The following is a 13,682-nucleotide window of genomic DNA, read 5'->3' as shown; positions in this document are numbered from 1 at the left end:
ATTGGTTATGAAAAAAATATTGATTGCAAATCGTGGTGAAATTGCCTTAAGGGTCATGCGGACAGCAAAAAAAATGGGAATAAACACCGTAGCTGTTTTCTCTGAAGTAGATAGAAATGCACCACACGTACGGTTCGCCGATGAAGCCGTTTGCATCGGAGAGGCACCTTCCAATAAATCGTATTTGTTGGGAGACAAGATTATTGAGGTGGCCAAGAAATTAAATGTTGATGGAATCCATCCCGGGTATGGCTTTTTAAGTGAGAATGCAGATTTTGCCGAAGCCGTTGAAAAAAATGGACTCACTTTTATTGGACCCAAATCCAAAGCTATCCGGATTATGGGGAGCAAGTTGGCGGCCAAAGATGCCGTAAAGGAATATAATATTCCCATGGTGCCCGGTATAGATGAAGCTATTACCGATGTGGGCAAAGCGCATGAGATAGCCAACGAGATTGGATATCCTGTTTTGATAAAGGCTTCCGCAGGGGGCGGTGGAAAAGGTATGCGGATTGTGGAAAAAGAAGCTGATTTGGAATCACAAATGGAACGGGCTATCAGTGAGGCTACCTCCGCCTTTGGCGATGGTTCGGTCTTTGTGGAAAAATATGTGACCTCACCTAGGCATATTGAAATCCAGGTGATGGCTGATACCCATGGCAACGTCCTGCACTTTTTTGAACGCGAATGCAGTATACAGCGACGGCACCAAAAGGTGGTGGAAGAAGCGCCATCTTCTGTGTTGACTCCAGAATTGCGGGAAGAAATGGGAGTGGCAGCAACCAAAGTTGCCAAAGCCTGCGATTATGTAGGTGCTGGTACGGTCGAGTTTTTAATGGATGCCGACCTTAACTTCTATTTCTTGGAAATGAATACCCGTTTGCAAGTGGAACACCCGGTTACCGAGTTGATTTCTGGTGTAGATTTGGTAGAATTACAGATTAAAGTGGCTAGAGGTGAAAAGCTATCCATCAAGCAAGAAGATTTAAAAATTGATGGCCATGCTGTAGAGCTTCGTGTATATGCCGAAGATCCATTGAACGATTTTCTTCCCAGTGTGGGTAATTTGGAAACGTACCGACTTCCGGTTGGAGATGGCGTTCGGGTAGATAATGGTTTTGAAGAGGGGATGGACATCCCAATTTACTATGACCCCATGCTTTCTAAATTGATTACTTATGGAAAAACACGTGAAGAAGCCATCGAATTGATGCTTGATGCCATTCAAGATTATAAAATAAAAGGTGTGCAAACTACTTTGCCCTTTGGAACTTTTGTTTTTACCCATGAGGCCTTCCGATCGGGGAATTTTGATACCCATTTTGTAAAGAATTACTATTCCCCGGAAAAAATCAAAAAGAAAAATGAAAGTGAAGCAGAGATTGCTGCGATGGTCGCACTGTATCAATACCTTGATGATAAAAAAATAGTACAACTACCCACAAACTAACACCAATGGATTCCAAAATAAAAATTTTAAAAGATAAGATTGATGAAGCTCATTTAGGTGGGGGCGAAAAGCGGATTGCGAAGCAACATCAAAAGAAAAAACTAACTGCTCGGGAACGAATCCATTATTTACTTGATGAAGGATCTTTTGAAGAAATGGGCATTTTGGTTACCCATCGGACCACAGATTTTGGGATGGACAAGGAAATCTATTTTGGCGATGGTGTGGTAACAGGTTATGGAAACATCAACGGAAGGCTGGTGTATGTATATGCCCAGGATTTTACCGTTTTTGGCGGAGCTTTGTCTGAAACACATGCCGAAAAAATTTGCAAAGTGATGGATCTGGCCATGAAAGTGGGCGCACCCATAATCGGGTTGAATGATTCAGGTGGTGCACGAATTCAAGAAGGGGTCAAATCCTTGGGAGGGTATGCCGATATTTTTTATAGAAATGTGCAGGCCTCCGGAGTTATTCCCCAAATTTCTGCCGTTATGGGACCTTGCGCCGGGGGCGCTGTCTATTCTCCGGCCATGACCGATTTTATTGTAATGGTGGAAGAGACCAGTTATATGTTCGTGACCGGTCCGAATGTGGTGAAAACGGTAACGAATGAAGAAGTAACTTCAGAAGAACTTGGCGGAGCAAGTACACATGCAACTAAATCTGGAGTAGCACATAAAACTTCGAGTAATGATGCCACTTGTCTGGACGATATTAAAAAGTTGTTGGAATATCTTCCCCAAAATAACTCGGAAATTCCCAAATCAATTGAGTGCGAATTGGGAGAAGAACTACGCGAGGAACTTTCCAATATTGTACCTGACAATCCCAACAAACCGTACGACATGCACGACGTGATCAATGGGATTATTGATACCGATTCCTTTTATGAAATCCATAAGGATTATGCTGAAAATATCATTGTGGGTTTTGCGCGATTAGGAGGTAGAAGTGTTGGAATAATTGCCAATCAACCTATGTTTTTGGCAGGAGTTTTGGGAGTGAAGAGCTCAAGAAAAGCAGCGCGTTTTACCCGGTTTTGTGATGCCTTCAATATTCCATTACTCGTATTGGTGGATGTTCCAGGATTTTTACCAGGAACAGACCAAGAATGGAACGGAATCATTATGCATGGTGCTAAACTGCTGTATGCACTTAGCGAAGCAACAGTGCCTCGGGTAACAGTGATTACGAGAAAGGCTTATGGCGGGGCTTATGATGTGATGAATTCCAAGCATATTGGTGCCGATTTCAATTTTGCATGGCCCACAGCGGAGATTGCCGTAATGGGTGCCAAAGGCGCCAGTGAGATTATTTTCAGGAGGGAAATTGCTGCTGCTGATGACCAAGAGGCCAAGCTAAAGGAAAAAGAAACTGAGTATGCCGACAAATTTGCCAATCCATACAGAGCTGCAAGGCGCGGATTTATAGATGAAGTGATTTTGCCCAAAAACACAAGACGCAAATTATTGAAAGCCTTTGCAATGTTGGAGAAAAAACAAGTGCAAACCCCAAAAAAGAAGCATGGGAACATTCCTTTGTGATTTTTCAGAACCATAAGAAGTTTTTATAACTCCATTTCTAAATACCTTCCTAAAAAATTCACTGTGGAAAAGGGTATGCGTAATTTTGCGTAATGCAAAAAGACACCCAAAAACCCAATTTTGAGTTTATTGCCTTAATGGCTTCGTTAATGTCCATTGTAGCCTTGGCAATTGATGCCCTTTTACCTGCAATTTCGGATATCGGGATTGCAATAAATAGCTTAAATCCAACAGATAACCAGCTATTGGTCACCATGATATTCTTGGGGCTAGGAGTGGGGCAACTGTTTTTTGGTCCATTATCCGATTGTTATGGCAGAAAACCAATTGTTTACGTTGGCTTTATCGTATTTGTTTTAGCAAGTATCCTGTGCGTATTTGCACCATCCTTGGAAATAATGATAGTGGGTAGAATATTACAGGGGATTGGTCTTTCTGCGCCTCGAACCTTGGCCATATCCATAATTCGTGATACATACAAAGGCGACTACATGGCCAAAGTAATGTCGTTTGTCGTTGCATTTTTTATTCTGGTACCTGTAGTAGCTCCGGCAATAGGTAAAGTCATTTTAGATAACTTGGGATGGAAGGCCATTTTTTATATACAATTGGTTTTTGGACTACTAGTTTGTATTTGGTTTTGGAAACGACAGCCTGAAACCCTGAAACCAGAATTCAAAATCCCATTTTCAAGTCATGTTTTTGTGGATGGAGTCAAGGAGTTTATGAAATACAAGGAGACTATTGCCTATACTTTGATGTCTGGCTTGGTTACAGGAGCTTTTTTGGTCTACCTGAGTGCAGCACAGCATGTGTTCGAAGACATTTACCAAATGAAGGAGGCATTTCCATATATTTTTGCGGGATTGGCAATTTCTATTGGTCTTTCTACATTTCTTAACGGAACATTGGTGTTGCGATTTGGTATGCGCAAACTTTCTTTAATGGCTCTCGCTGCCTTTTGCGTAGTAGCATTATTGTATGCATTCCTATTTTGGAACGCACCCAACCCGAACATCTTTGTTTTGGTAGGATTTCTTTCAGCGCAGTTCTTTTGTCTTGGTTTTATGTGGGGGAATTTTAGGTCCATAGCCATGGAGCCCATTGGTCATATAGCAGGAATCGGGGCTGCAATCAATGGCTTTGTGTCTACCTTGTTGGCCATTCCAATTGCTACATTTATTGGGGACTTTGTGGAGACCAGTGTGTGGCCACTTTTTGCTGGGTTGGCTATTTGTGGGATTGTTTCGTTGCTTATTTATATGACAATACGGAAGCCAAGAAGAATAGCTGCAGTATAAAACAATTACAGATAGATTTTTATACCTGTCAGGTCGAGCGCGGTCGAGACCAATTTAAGGATATAGTGTTAAGATTTCTTGACTGCACTCGAAGAGACAATTGCTTAACTCCTATTATTCTGGAAAGAAAATCTCACCACTGCAGGAATCTTGGGTTGCTCCCGTTACGGAGGAGAGCACATTGATTTCATTTTCAACGCGGAGTACTCCCATTAAAGCAAAAACCAAAGCTTCTTTATAGGAAATCAACGTTTTGTCAGGAACCACAACCTCAACTGTATTACCAAGTTTGACTCGAAGAGTGTCCACAAAAAATCGATTTAAGGCACCGCCACCAGTAACGAATAATTTGTTTTGAGGTTTGACGGAATGTCTCTGTACTTCAATCGCAATTTGCTCATTGTTGTGATGTATAAAAGTATGCAGTAAATCATTTTCCCAGGCATTGGAGGCTTCAATCAACGGAACAATCTTCTCTGTGAACCATTCATATCCCGTGGATTTTGGATAGGGGAGTTTGTAATACTCCAGTTGATTCAATTTTTGCAATAATTCTTCATCCAATTTTCCTGATCCCGCAAGTTTTCCATTTTCATCATAATCCAGACCCAGTTTTTGGGTGATATAGTTCAACGGCATATTGGCCAAACCAATATCAAAAGCGATTCGGTTACCATCTTTTTCAAAAGACATATTACTGATGCCACCCAAATTCAAACAGAAATCATACGAAGAAAACAACAATTGGTCTCCAATAGGAACCAGGGGTGCGCCTTGTCCCTTTAGCGAAACATCTTTCGTTCTGAAATCACAAATGACCTGTTTGCCGCTTGTATTGGCCAACAATTGTCCATCTCCCAATTGAAAGGTGATTCCATCTTCCGGCCGGTGGTGCGAAGTGTGTCCATGACTTGCTATAAAATCAACCTCTAAATGGTGTTCTTCAATAAAATTTCTGGCTTGATTCCCTAGCCAAACCCCATAATCCTTGTGTAATTGGCCATGTTCTTTTTCAGATAAGTAAATGGCATTCTTTAGAGAATTTTTTAGCTCAGTTTCGTAGGAAACATCCTTGTTTTTTTCAATCGAAAACTCCCAACGATTATTGACTTGCCATAAATGGCAATACGCCAAATCCAAACCATCCAAAGAGGTGCCGGACATCAATCCTAAAACCTTAAACTTTTTCATGATAATTTTTGAGTTTTACCGGGAGTTTGCCCTTGGCTTCAATTTGACCATTGAAGTGATGGATAGCTTCTGTTTGGAATTCAGGGAAGTCTTGAAAGGCGACCACGACATTGGAGGGTGGATTCAGTTCTAGAATATCCAGAACATAAGGGTTTCCAAAAAGATAAGTCAAAACGTTCTTTTGTGCGGATAATTCATTGATGAAATCCAATATTTCAGATTGAAATCCAAATTGATTTTTAGGTTTTACTAAAGGTGGGAAGAGTGCCAATACGATATTTTCATATTCAGCGGTGAGTTTTCTAATTTTATTAATTGAATTCAATTCCAATGGATGGTGGCGCTGCCCGTATTGCTTTTCAACGGATACAGAAAAGTTGTTCTCTTTCTGGTTGTCCACCGAAAGGTTCAGAAAATTGGATTTTTTGATTTGTTCAACAGCTAGTGAATCTCTATAAAGCTCGGTAATGCTCTGTTGAGCCAATGTTTTGTTCAATGCTGAAAGAGGTGACGTACTTTGCTGTTGGTCTGCATCTGTGTAAGCATGTTCTTTTAATTTCCATACTCTTTTAAAACTAGCATCAATTCGTTCTTTGCAAGCTGAGTCTATTATCTGTTGAATCCCTTCCTCTACATTCTCAGAAAAACACATCACATCCATTCCGGCCTTAAATGCGGTTGATTCCAGCGTTCCTTTTTCCGGAAATTTTTTGGAAACAGCATGCATATTGAGTGCATCGGAAATGATTACGCCCTCAAATCCCAAATCTTTCCGTAAAACATTCGTAATTATTTTGGATGAAGTGGTAGCCGGATTTTCTGAATCATCCAATGCAGGAACAGCTAAATGTCCGACCATTACAGCATCCACTCCCTGCTTTATGAGTTCGGCAAATGGATATAACTCGTTATCCAACAAATCTTCTTTGGATTTGGTTATAACGGGTAATCCCAAATGGGAATCGGTTGCGGTATCACCATGCCCGGGAAAGTGTTTGATAGCATTGAGCACACCAACACTTTTCATCCCTTTTAAATAAGCTTCGCTTTTGGAAAGCACCTTGTTTTTATCATCCCCAAAGGACCGATATCCAATTACAGGGTTTTCCGGATTGTCGTTGATGTCAACTACAGGAGCAAGGTTCCAATGTATGCCAGCCTTTTTACAATCCAAGGCGATTTGCCTTCCAACCTCAAAAATCAATTCTGAATTTTCTTGAATGGCTCCCAACGTAATTGCGTAGGGGTATTGATATGTATTCTCAATGCGCATAGCCAGTCCCCATTCGGCATCAATGGCCACCAATAATGGAAATTGGGCCGCGTTTTGATATCGGGAAATCAGTTGTTTTAAACGGTCGTAACTATGTTCGTTATGAACTACTTTCTTTTTGCCCTCGAAATTTGTGGCAGCACTGGCACGACTATGAAAGAAACATATCGCTCCTATAGCGTGGGTGCGGATTAAATCTTCAATTTGTTGTACTTCTTCCTCGGAATCATTTATAAAAACAGCGGGCATGAACAGTTGCCCCACTTTTTGTTTTAAGGTGAGCTTTTCTGATGCTTCTTTGTATGATGCGAATTTATGCGTCATCATCGGAATTGGATTTCTTGCCATAATCTTCCGGGTATTTCAAAAACCGTAGGATTAAAAAGGCAGGGATGGCGGCAATGACCACCCAAAGGAAAAATCCATCATACCCCAACCATTCTTGAATATATCCGCTTAACATTCCTGGCAGCATCATACCCAAAGCCATGAATCCAGTAGCTATGGCATAATGTGAAGTTTTGGAAACTCCTTCCGCAATATAGATCAGATAGATAAGGAAAGCCGCAAATCCGAATCCGTAACCAAATTGCTCCAGAACAACAGTCCCAACTACGGCAAAGAGACTTGTGGATTGTGTAAAAGCCAAAAGTGCATAAAGAATATTGGGCAGGTTAAGTGCTAGCATCATGGGAAGCATCCATTTTTTCAATCCATCTCTTGAAATCAGGATTCCACCTAAAATACCACCTAAAGAAAGCATAATGACGCCCACGGTGCCATAAATGGTACCTACAGCTTCCGTGGAATATTCCAAACCACCGACATCCAAAGTATCTAACAGAAAAGGGGAGGCCATTTTCACAAGCTGTGATTCTCCCAATCGATAGCTAAGGATAAATGCCAATGCAATCCAGATTTGTTTTTTCTTAAAGAAAGAGGCAAATACATCCAAAAAGCCAGCAGGTTTTTCTTGGGTAATGTTGGATGATTGTTCAAACTTTGGTGCTGCAAAAAAGTTGGAAATAGTCAATAGCAACATTAGCACTGCGGCGCAAATCATGGTCATTGACCAAGCTTTTGTATTGTCTCCGTATTTATTTTCCAAAAAACCGGCAAATATGACCAAAAGCCCTTGCCCAGTCACCATGGCCAATCGGTAAAAAGTGCTTCGCAATCCGATAAAGAAAGATTGCTTTTTCTGCGTAAGCCCGATCATGTAATACCCATCGGAAGCAATATCGTTGGTTGCCGAAGCGAATGCGGCCATCCAGAAAAATGCTAGGGTTATGATAAAAAATGAATTGGAAGGAAGAAAAAGACCAATGCCTAAAAATGATAATGCAACCACGAGTTGCATGGCCAAAAACCATTTTCTTTTGGTTCCATTAAGGTCTACAAGTGGACTCCAGAGGGGTTTTAAGACCCATGGAAGATATAGCCAACTGGTGTACAAGCCAATTTCGGCATTACCGATACCCAAGCGTTTATACATGATTACGGAAACGACAACCACCATAATATATGGGATTCCTTGGGTAAAATAGAGAATGGGTATCCAAGCCCAGGCCCCTTTGTCTTTGGCAACGGTGCTCATTTACTTTGTTTTATGGATTGGGAAATGATTTGGGTTTGACTTTCATTACCATATGCATCAATCAATGAGATGCCAATCTTGTTTTTTACTTGTTTTTTGGTCAAATCTATTTGGGAACAAATCTGCTTTTGCCCTACCGAAAGATAACGCTTTCCTATGAGTTGTTTTTGGTTGGAGTCTGACCTATCTATGGAATATAGCTGTAGGAATCGTGGAATGCTATCTTCATGTGAAACACAAATTTGAAGCTTTCTATCATGGATTTGGGCAGATTCGACCACTATGGCCGGTAAGGTTCTTTTAGTCTTTATTTGACCAACAGGGTTTTGGGCGGGATATTTATAAAATTTCTTTTTTAATCCTTTGGTAATGTTTTCATGTTTTCCAATTAGGGATTTGGCGCTAAAAAAGATATTACCGGTGATTTCTTCAGTGGATCTTGCCAAAGAAAGTTGTTTGGGTATTTCGTTTTTCTTTTTCCAAGCTTTATCCGGATTATTCTTGATTTTATAAGTGCCATTTCCAATATAGAGGTTGGTGTTCTTGACTTTTTTGGACCACCATTGGGTAATGATGCGATGTGAAGCAGGTGGATAATCCATGCTCCAATACACTTGGGGAACTAAATAATCCAACCATTCTTTTTCAATCCAGAGTAGGGGGTCAGCGTACAAATCCTCGTAGTTGGTTTGTCCTGCCCTTGTCTCCGAACCATTGGGGTCTGTGCTTTTGTTTTTCCAAACTCCGAAGGGGCTAATCCCAAATTGAACCCATGGTTTATTTTGTTTGATGGTCTTATGGACATTTTTCACTAAGGAATCTACATTACTTCTTCGCCAATCATCCAACGTTTGATTTTGCAAGCCATAGGTTTGGAATGCCAAACTGTCATTGAATATTTCACCTTTTATTTTATAGGGATAGAAGTAATCATCAAAATGAATGGCGTCTACTTCATAATTGGTTACGATTTCTTCGATAACATGGGTCAGTTTTTGTTGGACTTCATGCAACCCAGGATTATAGTAATATTTTTTACCGTATTTGAGCATCCATTCCGGATGTAAGTAATAATCATGTTCTTTGGAAAGTGCGGTTGTATCTAAATCAAAAGTGGCGCGATATGGATTCAGCCATGCATGAAACTCCATACCACGTTTATGGGTTTCTTCAATCATCCATTCCAAGGGTTTGTCGAAATTTTCAGGAGCCACCCCTTCTTCCCCTGTTAAATATTTAGACCAAGGAGATAGATCTGACTCATAGAACGCGTCTCCGGCGGTACGAATTTGAACAATGGCTGCATTGAAGTTTAAATCTTGATAGAAATCGAGAATTTCGATGAAATCTTTTTTCTTCTTTTCTGAGTTGTCATTGCCATTTTTTGGCCAATCAATATTTACAACTGTGGCTACCCAAACTCCTCTAAATTCTGTTTTTGGCGCTTTGTATACGGAACACGAAAAGCAAATCAGTAGTAGTAAAAGAAATACAATACGTTGCATAGGAATTAAATGAAAAAGGCCTACTTGTTACTAAAAGTAGGCCTTTTCTTGAACTTAAAATTAAATTAACTCAAAACTAAAATCGTCTTGTTCAATAATTATTTGAACTTATATCTTACAAATGCTTCTATTGCTGCATAATCTGCCATACCTAAGGCTTTATAATGCTCGGCAGTATCTTTATTTCGTTCTTCGGCCCGCATCCAAAACTCTCTAGAATCATCGCCCTGGAACATAACCCCATCTTTTTGGGATTGGTGGCAGAAAATGGCAAGTCGTTTTCTGAGCACCTGCCCCGGGCTCATGGGTACTGCCATTTCTATTTCGTTAATATCCCATTCGTGCCACGCCCCTCTGTACAACCATATCCAACAATCATCCATGAAAGGTTCGTCTTTAAGTTGTTCTACGGCTGCAAAAACTGCATCGAGACAGACCTTATGTGTACCGTGTGGGTCAGCTAGGTCGCCGGCCGCATAAATTTGGTGTGGTTTTACTTTTTTGATGATGTCCTCCATTATGGCGACATCAGCATCAGAAAGGTCGTTTTTTTTTATGGCTCCGGTTTCATAGAAAGGTAAATCCAGAAAATGCACGTTAGAATCATCTACTCCGAAATAGCGCGTAGCGGCATAGGATTCCCCTCTTCGGATACTACCTTTAAGCTTTCTTACTTCAACAGGGTCAAAGTCCGCTTCCTTTTTCGACTGTATGGAATTTATGATTTTTTGAGCCTCTTCCGTTGGTTGTATGGCATTTGCGGTTTCTGCAAATTTTAGTGCTTCTGTATCCGCAACAGCAATATTTCCTGATGTTTGATAGGCTATGTGAACTTCATGTCCCTGCGATACCAATCTATCAAAGGTTCCACCCATGGAAATTACATCGTCATCTGGGTGTGGGCTAAAAATGATGACCCTTTTCTTGACGGGAAGTGCGCGTTCTGGTCTGTTGGTATCATCGGCATTTGGTTTTCCGCCCGGCCAACCTGTGATAGTGTGTTGTAGTCTGTTGAACATTTTAATATTCAAATCGTAGGAATCTTGCTGGGTCAAGAGACCAGACATACCATTGTCGTTATAATCCTTATCCGTTAGGCTTAAAATGGATTTTCCTGTTTTTCCGCATAACCAAACGATGGCTTTTGCAGTCATTTCTTCTGTCCACTCACAGGACTCATCGACCAACCATGGAGTCTTGTTTCTTGTTAATTCGGTTGCAGCACCAGTGTCTAGGACAAAAGTACAGTTCTTATGTTCTTGAAGATAGGTGGCAGGAACATGTGAAGATATTTCACCTTCAACCGTATTTTTAATGATTTCTGCCTTGTTTTGTCCCCATCCCAGCAGCACGATGCGTTTTGCACTCATTACCGTAGCGATCCCCATGGTGATGGCTTTTCTGGGTACGTTGTCTATTCCTAAAAATGCTGGGGCCGCATCAACTCGGGTAATATGATCCAGGGTGATGACCCTTGTGGCTGAATTATAATGAGATCCTGGTTCATTGAAACCAACGTGTCCCGTCCGACCAATTCCTAAAAGTTGGAAATCCAGACCTCCGGCTTCCCTTATTTTCTTTTCATAAGCCAAACAATGTTCAATGATTGCTTCACCGGTAACCGTTCCATTCGGAATATTGACATTTTCAGGAGCTATATCAATATGATTGAACAAATGCTCATGCATAAAGTAGTGGTAACTCTGCCTGTTTTCCTTTTCCATAGGAAGATATTCATCCAAGTTAAAGGTGGTTACATTGGAAAAGCTTAATCCTTCTTCTTGGTGCATTCTCACCAATTCTTCATATACCCGTATTGGGGAAGATCCGGTGGCAAGCCCAAGAACGCAGCGTTTACCTTCTGCTTGTTTTTGACGGATTAAATGGGCAATCTCTTGGGCAACAGTTGCTGAACCATCACGAGAATTGTCGAATATGATATTATGAATTTTCTCAAAACGGGTTTCTTCAAATCGCCCTACCGGTTTATATGAAATATCGATGCTTTTCTTTTTTAGTGCTACTGTTTCCATGAAACGTGGATTTTCCTTGTATTGGCGTTACTAATTATTGGTTTTTGAACTTTCAAAATCAAGATTTAATAGGGCAAAAGTAGGAAATAAAATTCAATTTTGCCGTTTTTTGCTTTTTTTAATGCCGTTTTTTGCATTTAATAACAATTTATTAACTTTAAAACAGAATAAAACAGCAAACTTTGAAATTGCATATCTTTGCGAAATAGATTAAAAATTCATGCTCAAAGAGGAACGACAGCGATCAATTTTAAATGAGGTGGCACTCCACAATAAAGTGCTTCTGACCGATATTGCAGAAATGTTGGATGTATCTATCGATACTGTAAGAAGGGATGTGAAAGAACTGGATTCAGACAGTAAATTGCGCAAAGTGCATGGGGGCGCCGTTGCTTTGGGTTTTACAAATACAACGGTAAGGAACACCAATATTTATGCTCTTGAGGAGAAGAAGAAAATAGCCGAAAAAGCTGTTGGTCTTTTGAAGGATGGGGGCGTAATTTTTATTGACGGAGGAACTACCTGCGTAGAACTGGCTAGGCAAATACCAGAGAATATCACATTAACCTGTTTTACAATGAGCTTACCGGTGGCTTTGGAACTTTTGGTAAAACCGAACGTGAAGGTCATTTTAATTGGAGGTGAAGTTTCAAGGGATTCACAAATATCTTTGGGGGCTGGAGCAATAAACCAATTGTCCGAAATTCATGTGGACTATAGTTTTATAGGAACGGGTTATGTTGATGCTAGCTATGGTTTAACTGAATTCGATTGGGATATTGTTCAAGTGAAAAAGGCTGTGATAAAAGCATCCAAAAAGACGATATTATTATCTATTTCCGAAAAATTGAATTCCCAACACCGCTATAAGACCTGCGATATCAACGCTATTGGTACCATGATTACAGAACTTGACCCGGACAATGAACGTCTAAACCTATTTAGAAACCAAGAGATTCATCTTTTATAATGCAAATGAACTACACAAAAATTACGGAGAGTCCTTCAAATTATGACAATTTGGAGCAAATGGATACCCAAACCATTTTAGAGAGCATCAACAGGGAAGACCAAAAAATTGCTTTGGCGGTTGCAGAGGTCATTCCGCAGATTTCCAAATTAGTGGACATGACGGCTGAACGTTTTCTAAAAGGAGGTAGACTATTTTATATTGGCGCTGGCACCAGTGGCCGTTTAGGAATTTTGGATGCTTCTGAAATTCCGCCAACTTACGGACTTCCTCATGAAAGGGTAGTGGGGTTGATTGCTGGCGGAGATGTTGCCATTCGAAAGTCAGTGGAGCACGCCGAGGATGACCCTAAGCAGGCTTGGAAAGATTTGCTTGAGTACAACATTGATCCCAACGATGTTTTGGTGGGAATAGCAGCTTCGGGAACTACACCCTATGTGCTTGGAGGTATTGCAGATGCCAAAAAACATGGAATTTTGACGGCAGGAATCACTAATAACCCCGCTTCGCCGTTAGCCGAGGGTTCCGATATCCCGATTGAGATAAATGTTGGTCCTGAATTTTTGACCGGAAGTACACGAATGAAGAGCGGTACAAGCCAGAAACTGGTGTTAAACATGATCACTACTTCGTTGATGATCAAAATTGGACGGGTAAAAGGCAACAAAATGGTGAATATGCAATTAAGCAACACTAAACTGGTAGATCGGGGTACTCGATATTTAGTGGAGGAACTGGGATTGGATTATGATGCGGCAGGAGCTGCGCTAAAAAAATATGGCTCTGTAAAAAATGCGATTGAGGCCATGAAATAG

General features: G+C 40.7%; 10 protein-coding genes. 5 read left to right on the top strand and 5 right to left on the bottom strand.

The annotated features are described in order from the left end of the window. Positions 1-7 precede the first annotated feature (7 nt). The 3 genes from accC to IAG46_RS05100 all read left to right on the top strand — a co-directional run bounded on the left by accC (position 8) and on the right by IAG46_RS05100 (position 4,298). Entirely contained in the window at positions 8-1,450 is a 1,443-nt protein-coding gene (gene accC, locus IAG46_RS05110) for an acetyl-CoA carboxylase biotin carboxylase subunit (RefSeq protein WP_190809236.1), read from the top strand. Positions 1,451-1,455: 5 nt separating this feature from the next. After that, positions 1,456-2,997, top strand: coding sequence for an acyl-CoA carboxylase subunit beta (locus IAG46_RS05105; RefSeq protein WP_190809235.1), 1,542 nt, complete (start codon positions 1,456-1,458; stop codon positions 2,995-2,997). 92 nt (positions 2,998-3,089) lie between these two features. After that, positions 3,090-4,298 (top strand): multidrug effflux MFS transporter, encoded by a 1,209-nt coding sequence (locus IAG46_RS05100; protein ID WP_190809234.1) that lies wholly within the window; start codon positions 3,090-3,092, stop codon positions 4,296-4,298. Positions 4,299-4,412: 114 nt separating this feature from the next. Here IAG46_RS05100 and IAG46_RS05095 read toward each other — a convergent pair whose 3' ends face one another. From IAG46_RS05095 to nagB, 5 genes are all read right to left on the bottom strand, one after another. Next, entirely contained in the window at positions 4,413-5,489 is a 1,077-nt protein-coding gene (locus IAG46_RS05095; protein WP_190809233.1) for an anhydro-N-acetylmuramic acid kinase, read from the bottom strand. Continuing rightward, positions 5,476-7,110: a glycoside hydrolase family 3 protein gene (locus IAG46_RS05090; RefSeq protein ID WP_223826583.1), complete on the bottom strand. Its 1,635-nt coding sequence runs from the start codon at positions 7,108-7,110 to the stop codon at positions 5,476-5,478. Before IAG46_RS05090 ends, IAG46_RS05095 begins: the two co-directional genes overlap by 14 nt. Then, positions 7,076-8,359: an MFS transporter gene (locus IAG46_RS05085; protein WP_190809232.1), complete on the bottom strand. Its 1,284-nt coding sequence runs from the start codon at positions 8,357-8,359 to the stop codon at positions 7,076-7,078. The genes IAG46_RS05090 and IAG46_RS05085 overlap by 35 nt, the downstream gene beginning before the upstream one ends. Further along, positions 8,356-9,864 (bottom strand): glycoside hydrolase family 10 protein, encoded by a 1,509-nt coding sequence (locus tag IAG46_RS05080; RefSeq protein WP_190809231.1) that lies wholly within the window; start codon positions 9,862-9,864, stop codon positions 8,356-8,358. Before IAG46_RS05080 ends, IAG46_RS05085 begins: the two co-directional genes overlap by 4 nt. A 98-nt stretch (positions 9,865-9,962) precedes the next feature. Further along, complete coding sequence (gene nagB, locus IAG46_RS05075; protein ID WP_190809230.1) at positions 9,963-11,897, bottom strand: glucosamine-6-phosphate deaminase; 1,935 nt, start codon at positions 11,895-11,897, stop codon at positions 9,963-9,965. Between the two features lie 220 nt (positions 11,898-12,117). On the opposite strand from nagB, the gene IAG46_RS05070 reads away from it, so the two are divergent. Continuing rightward, complete coding sequence (locus IAG46_RS05070) at positions 12,118-12,867, top strand: DeoR/GlpR family DNA-binding transcription regulator (RefSeq protein WP_190809229.1); 750 nt, start codon at positions 12,118-12,120, stop codon at positions 12,865-12,867. A 5-nt stretch (positions 12,868-12,872) separates the two neighbouring features. Further along, entirely contained in the window at positions 12,873-13,682 is an 810-nt protein-coding gene (locus IAG46_RS05065) for an N-acetylmuramic acid 6-phosphate etherase (protein WP_190809228.1), read from the top strand.

This window comes from Flagellimonas sp. S3867 (genome assembly GCF_014698935.1).
GTDB lineage: Bacteria > Bacteroidota > Bacteroidia > Flavobacteriales > Flavobacteriaceae > Flagellimonas.
This window is presented reverse-complemented; position numbering and strand designations above follow the sequence as displayed.

What these genes read in the sequence shown, in the direction of transcription:
- accC (WP_190809236.1), top strand. Translation starts at nt 8, where the DNA reads ATGAAAAAAATATTGATTGCAAATCGTGGTGAAATTGCCTTAAGGGTC.
- IAG46_RS05105 (WP_190809235.1), top strand. Translation starts at nt 1,456, where the DNA reads ATGGATTCCAAAATAAAAATTTTAAAAGATAAGATTGATGAAGCTCAT.
- IAG46_RS05100 (WP_190809234.1), top strand. Translation starts at nt 3,090, where the DNA reads ATGCAAAAAGACACCCAAAAACCCAATTTTGAGTTTATTGCCTTAATG.
- IAG46_RS05095 (WP_190809233.1), bottom strand. Translation starts at nt 5,489, where the DNA reads ATGAAAAAGTTTAAGGTTTTAGGATTGATGTCCGGCACCTCTTTGGAT.
- IAG46_RS05090 (WP_223826583.1), bottom strand. Translation starts at nt 7,110, where the DNA reads ATGGCAAGAAATCCAATTCCGATGATGACGCATAAATTCGCATCATAC.
- IAG46_RS05085 (WP_190809232.1), bottom strand. Translation starts at nt 8,359, where the DNA reads ATGAGCACCGTTGCCAAAGACAAAGGGGCCTGGGCTTGGATACCCATT.
- IAG46_RS05080 (WP_190809231.1), bottom strand. Translation starts at nt 9,864, where the DNA reads ATGCAACGTATTGTATTTCTTTTACTACTACTGATTTGCTTTTCGTGT.
- nagB (WP_190809230.1), bottom strand. Translation starts at nt 11,897, where the DNA reads ATGGAAACAGTAGCACTAAAAAAGAAAAGCATCGATATTTCATATAAA.
- IAG46_RS05070 (WP_190809229.1), top strand. Translation starts at nt 12,118, where the DNA reads ATGCTCAAAGAGGAACGACAGCGATCAATTTTAAATGAGGTGGCACTC.
- IAG46_RS05065 (WP_190809228.1), top strand. Translation starts at nt 12,873, where the DNA reads ATGAACTACACAAAAATTACGGAGAGTCCTTCAAATTATGACAATTTG.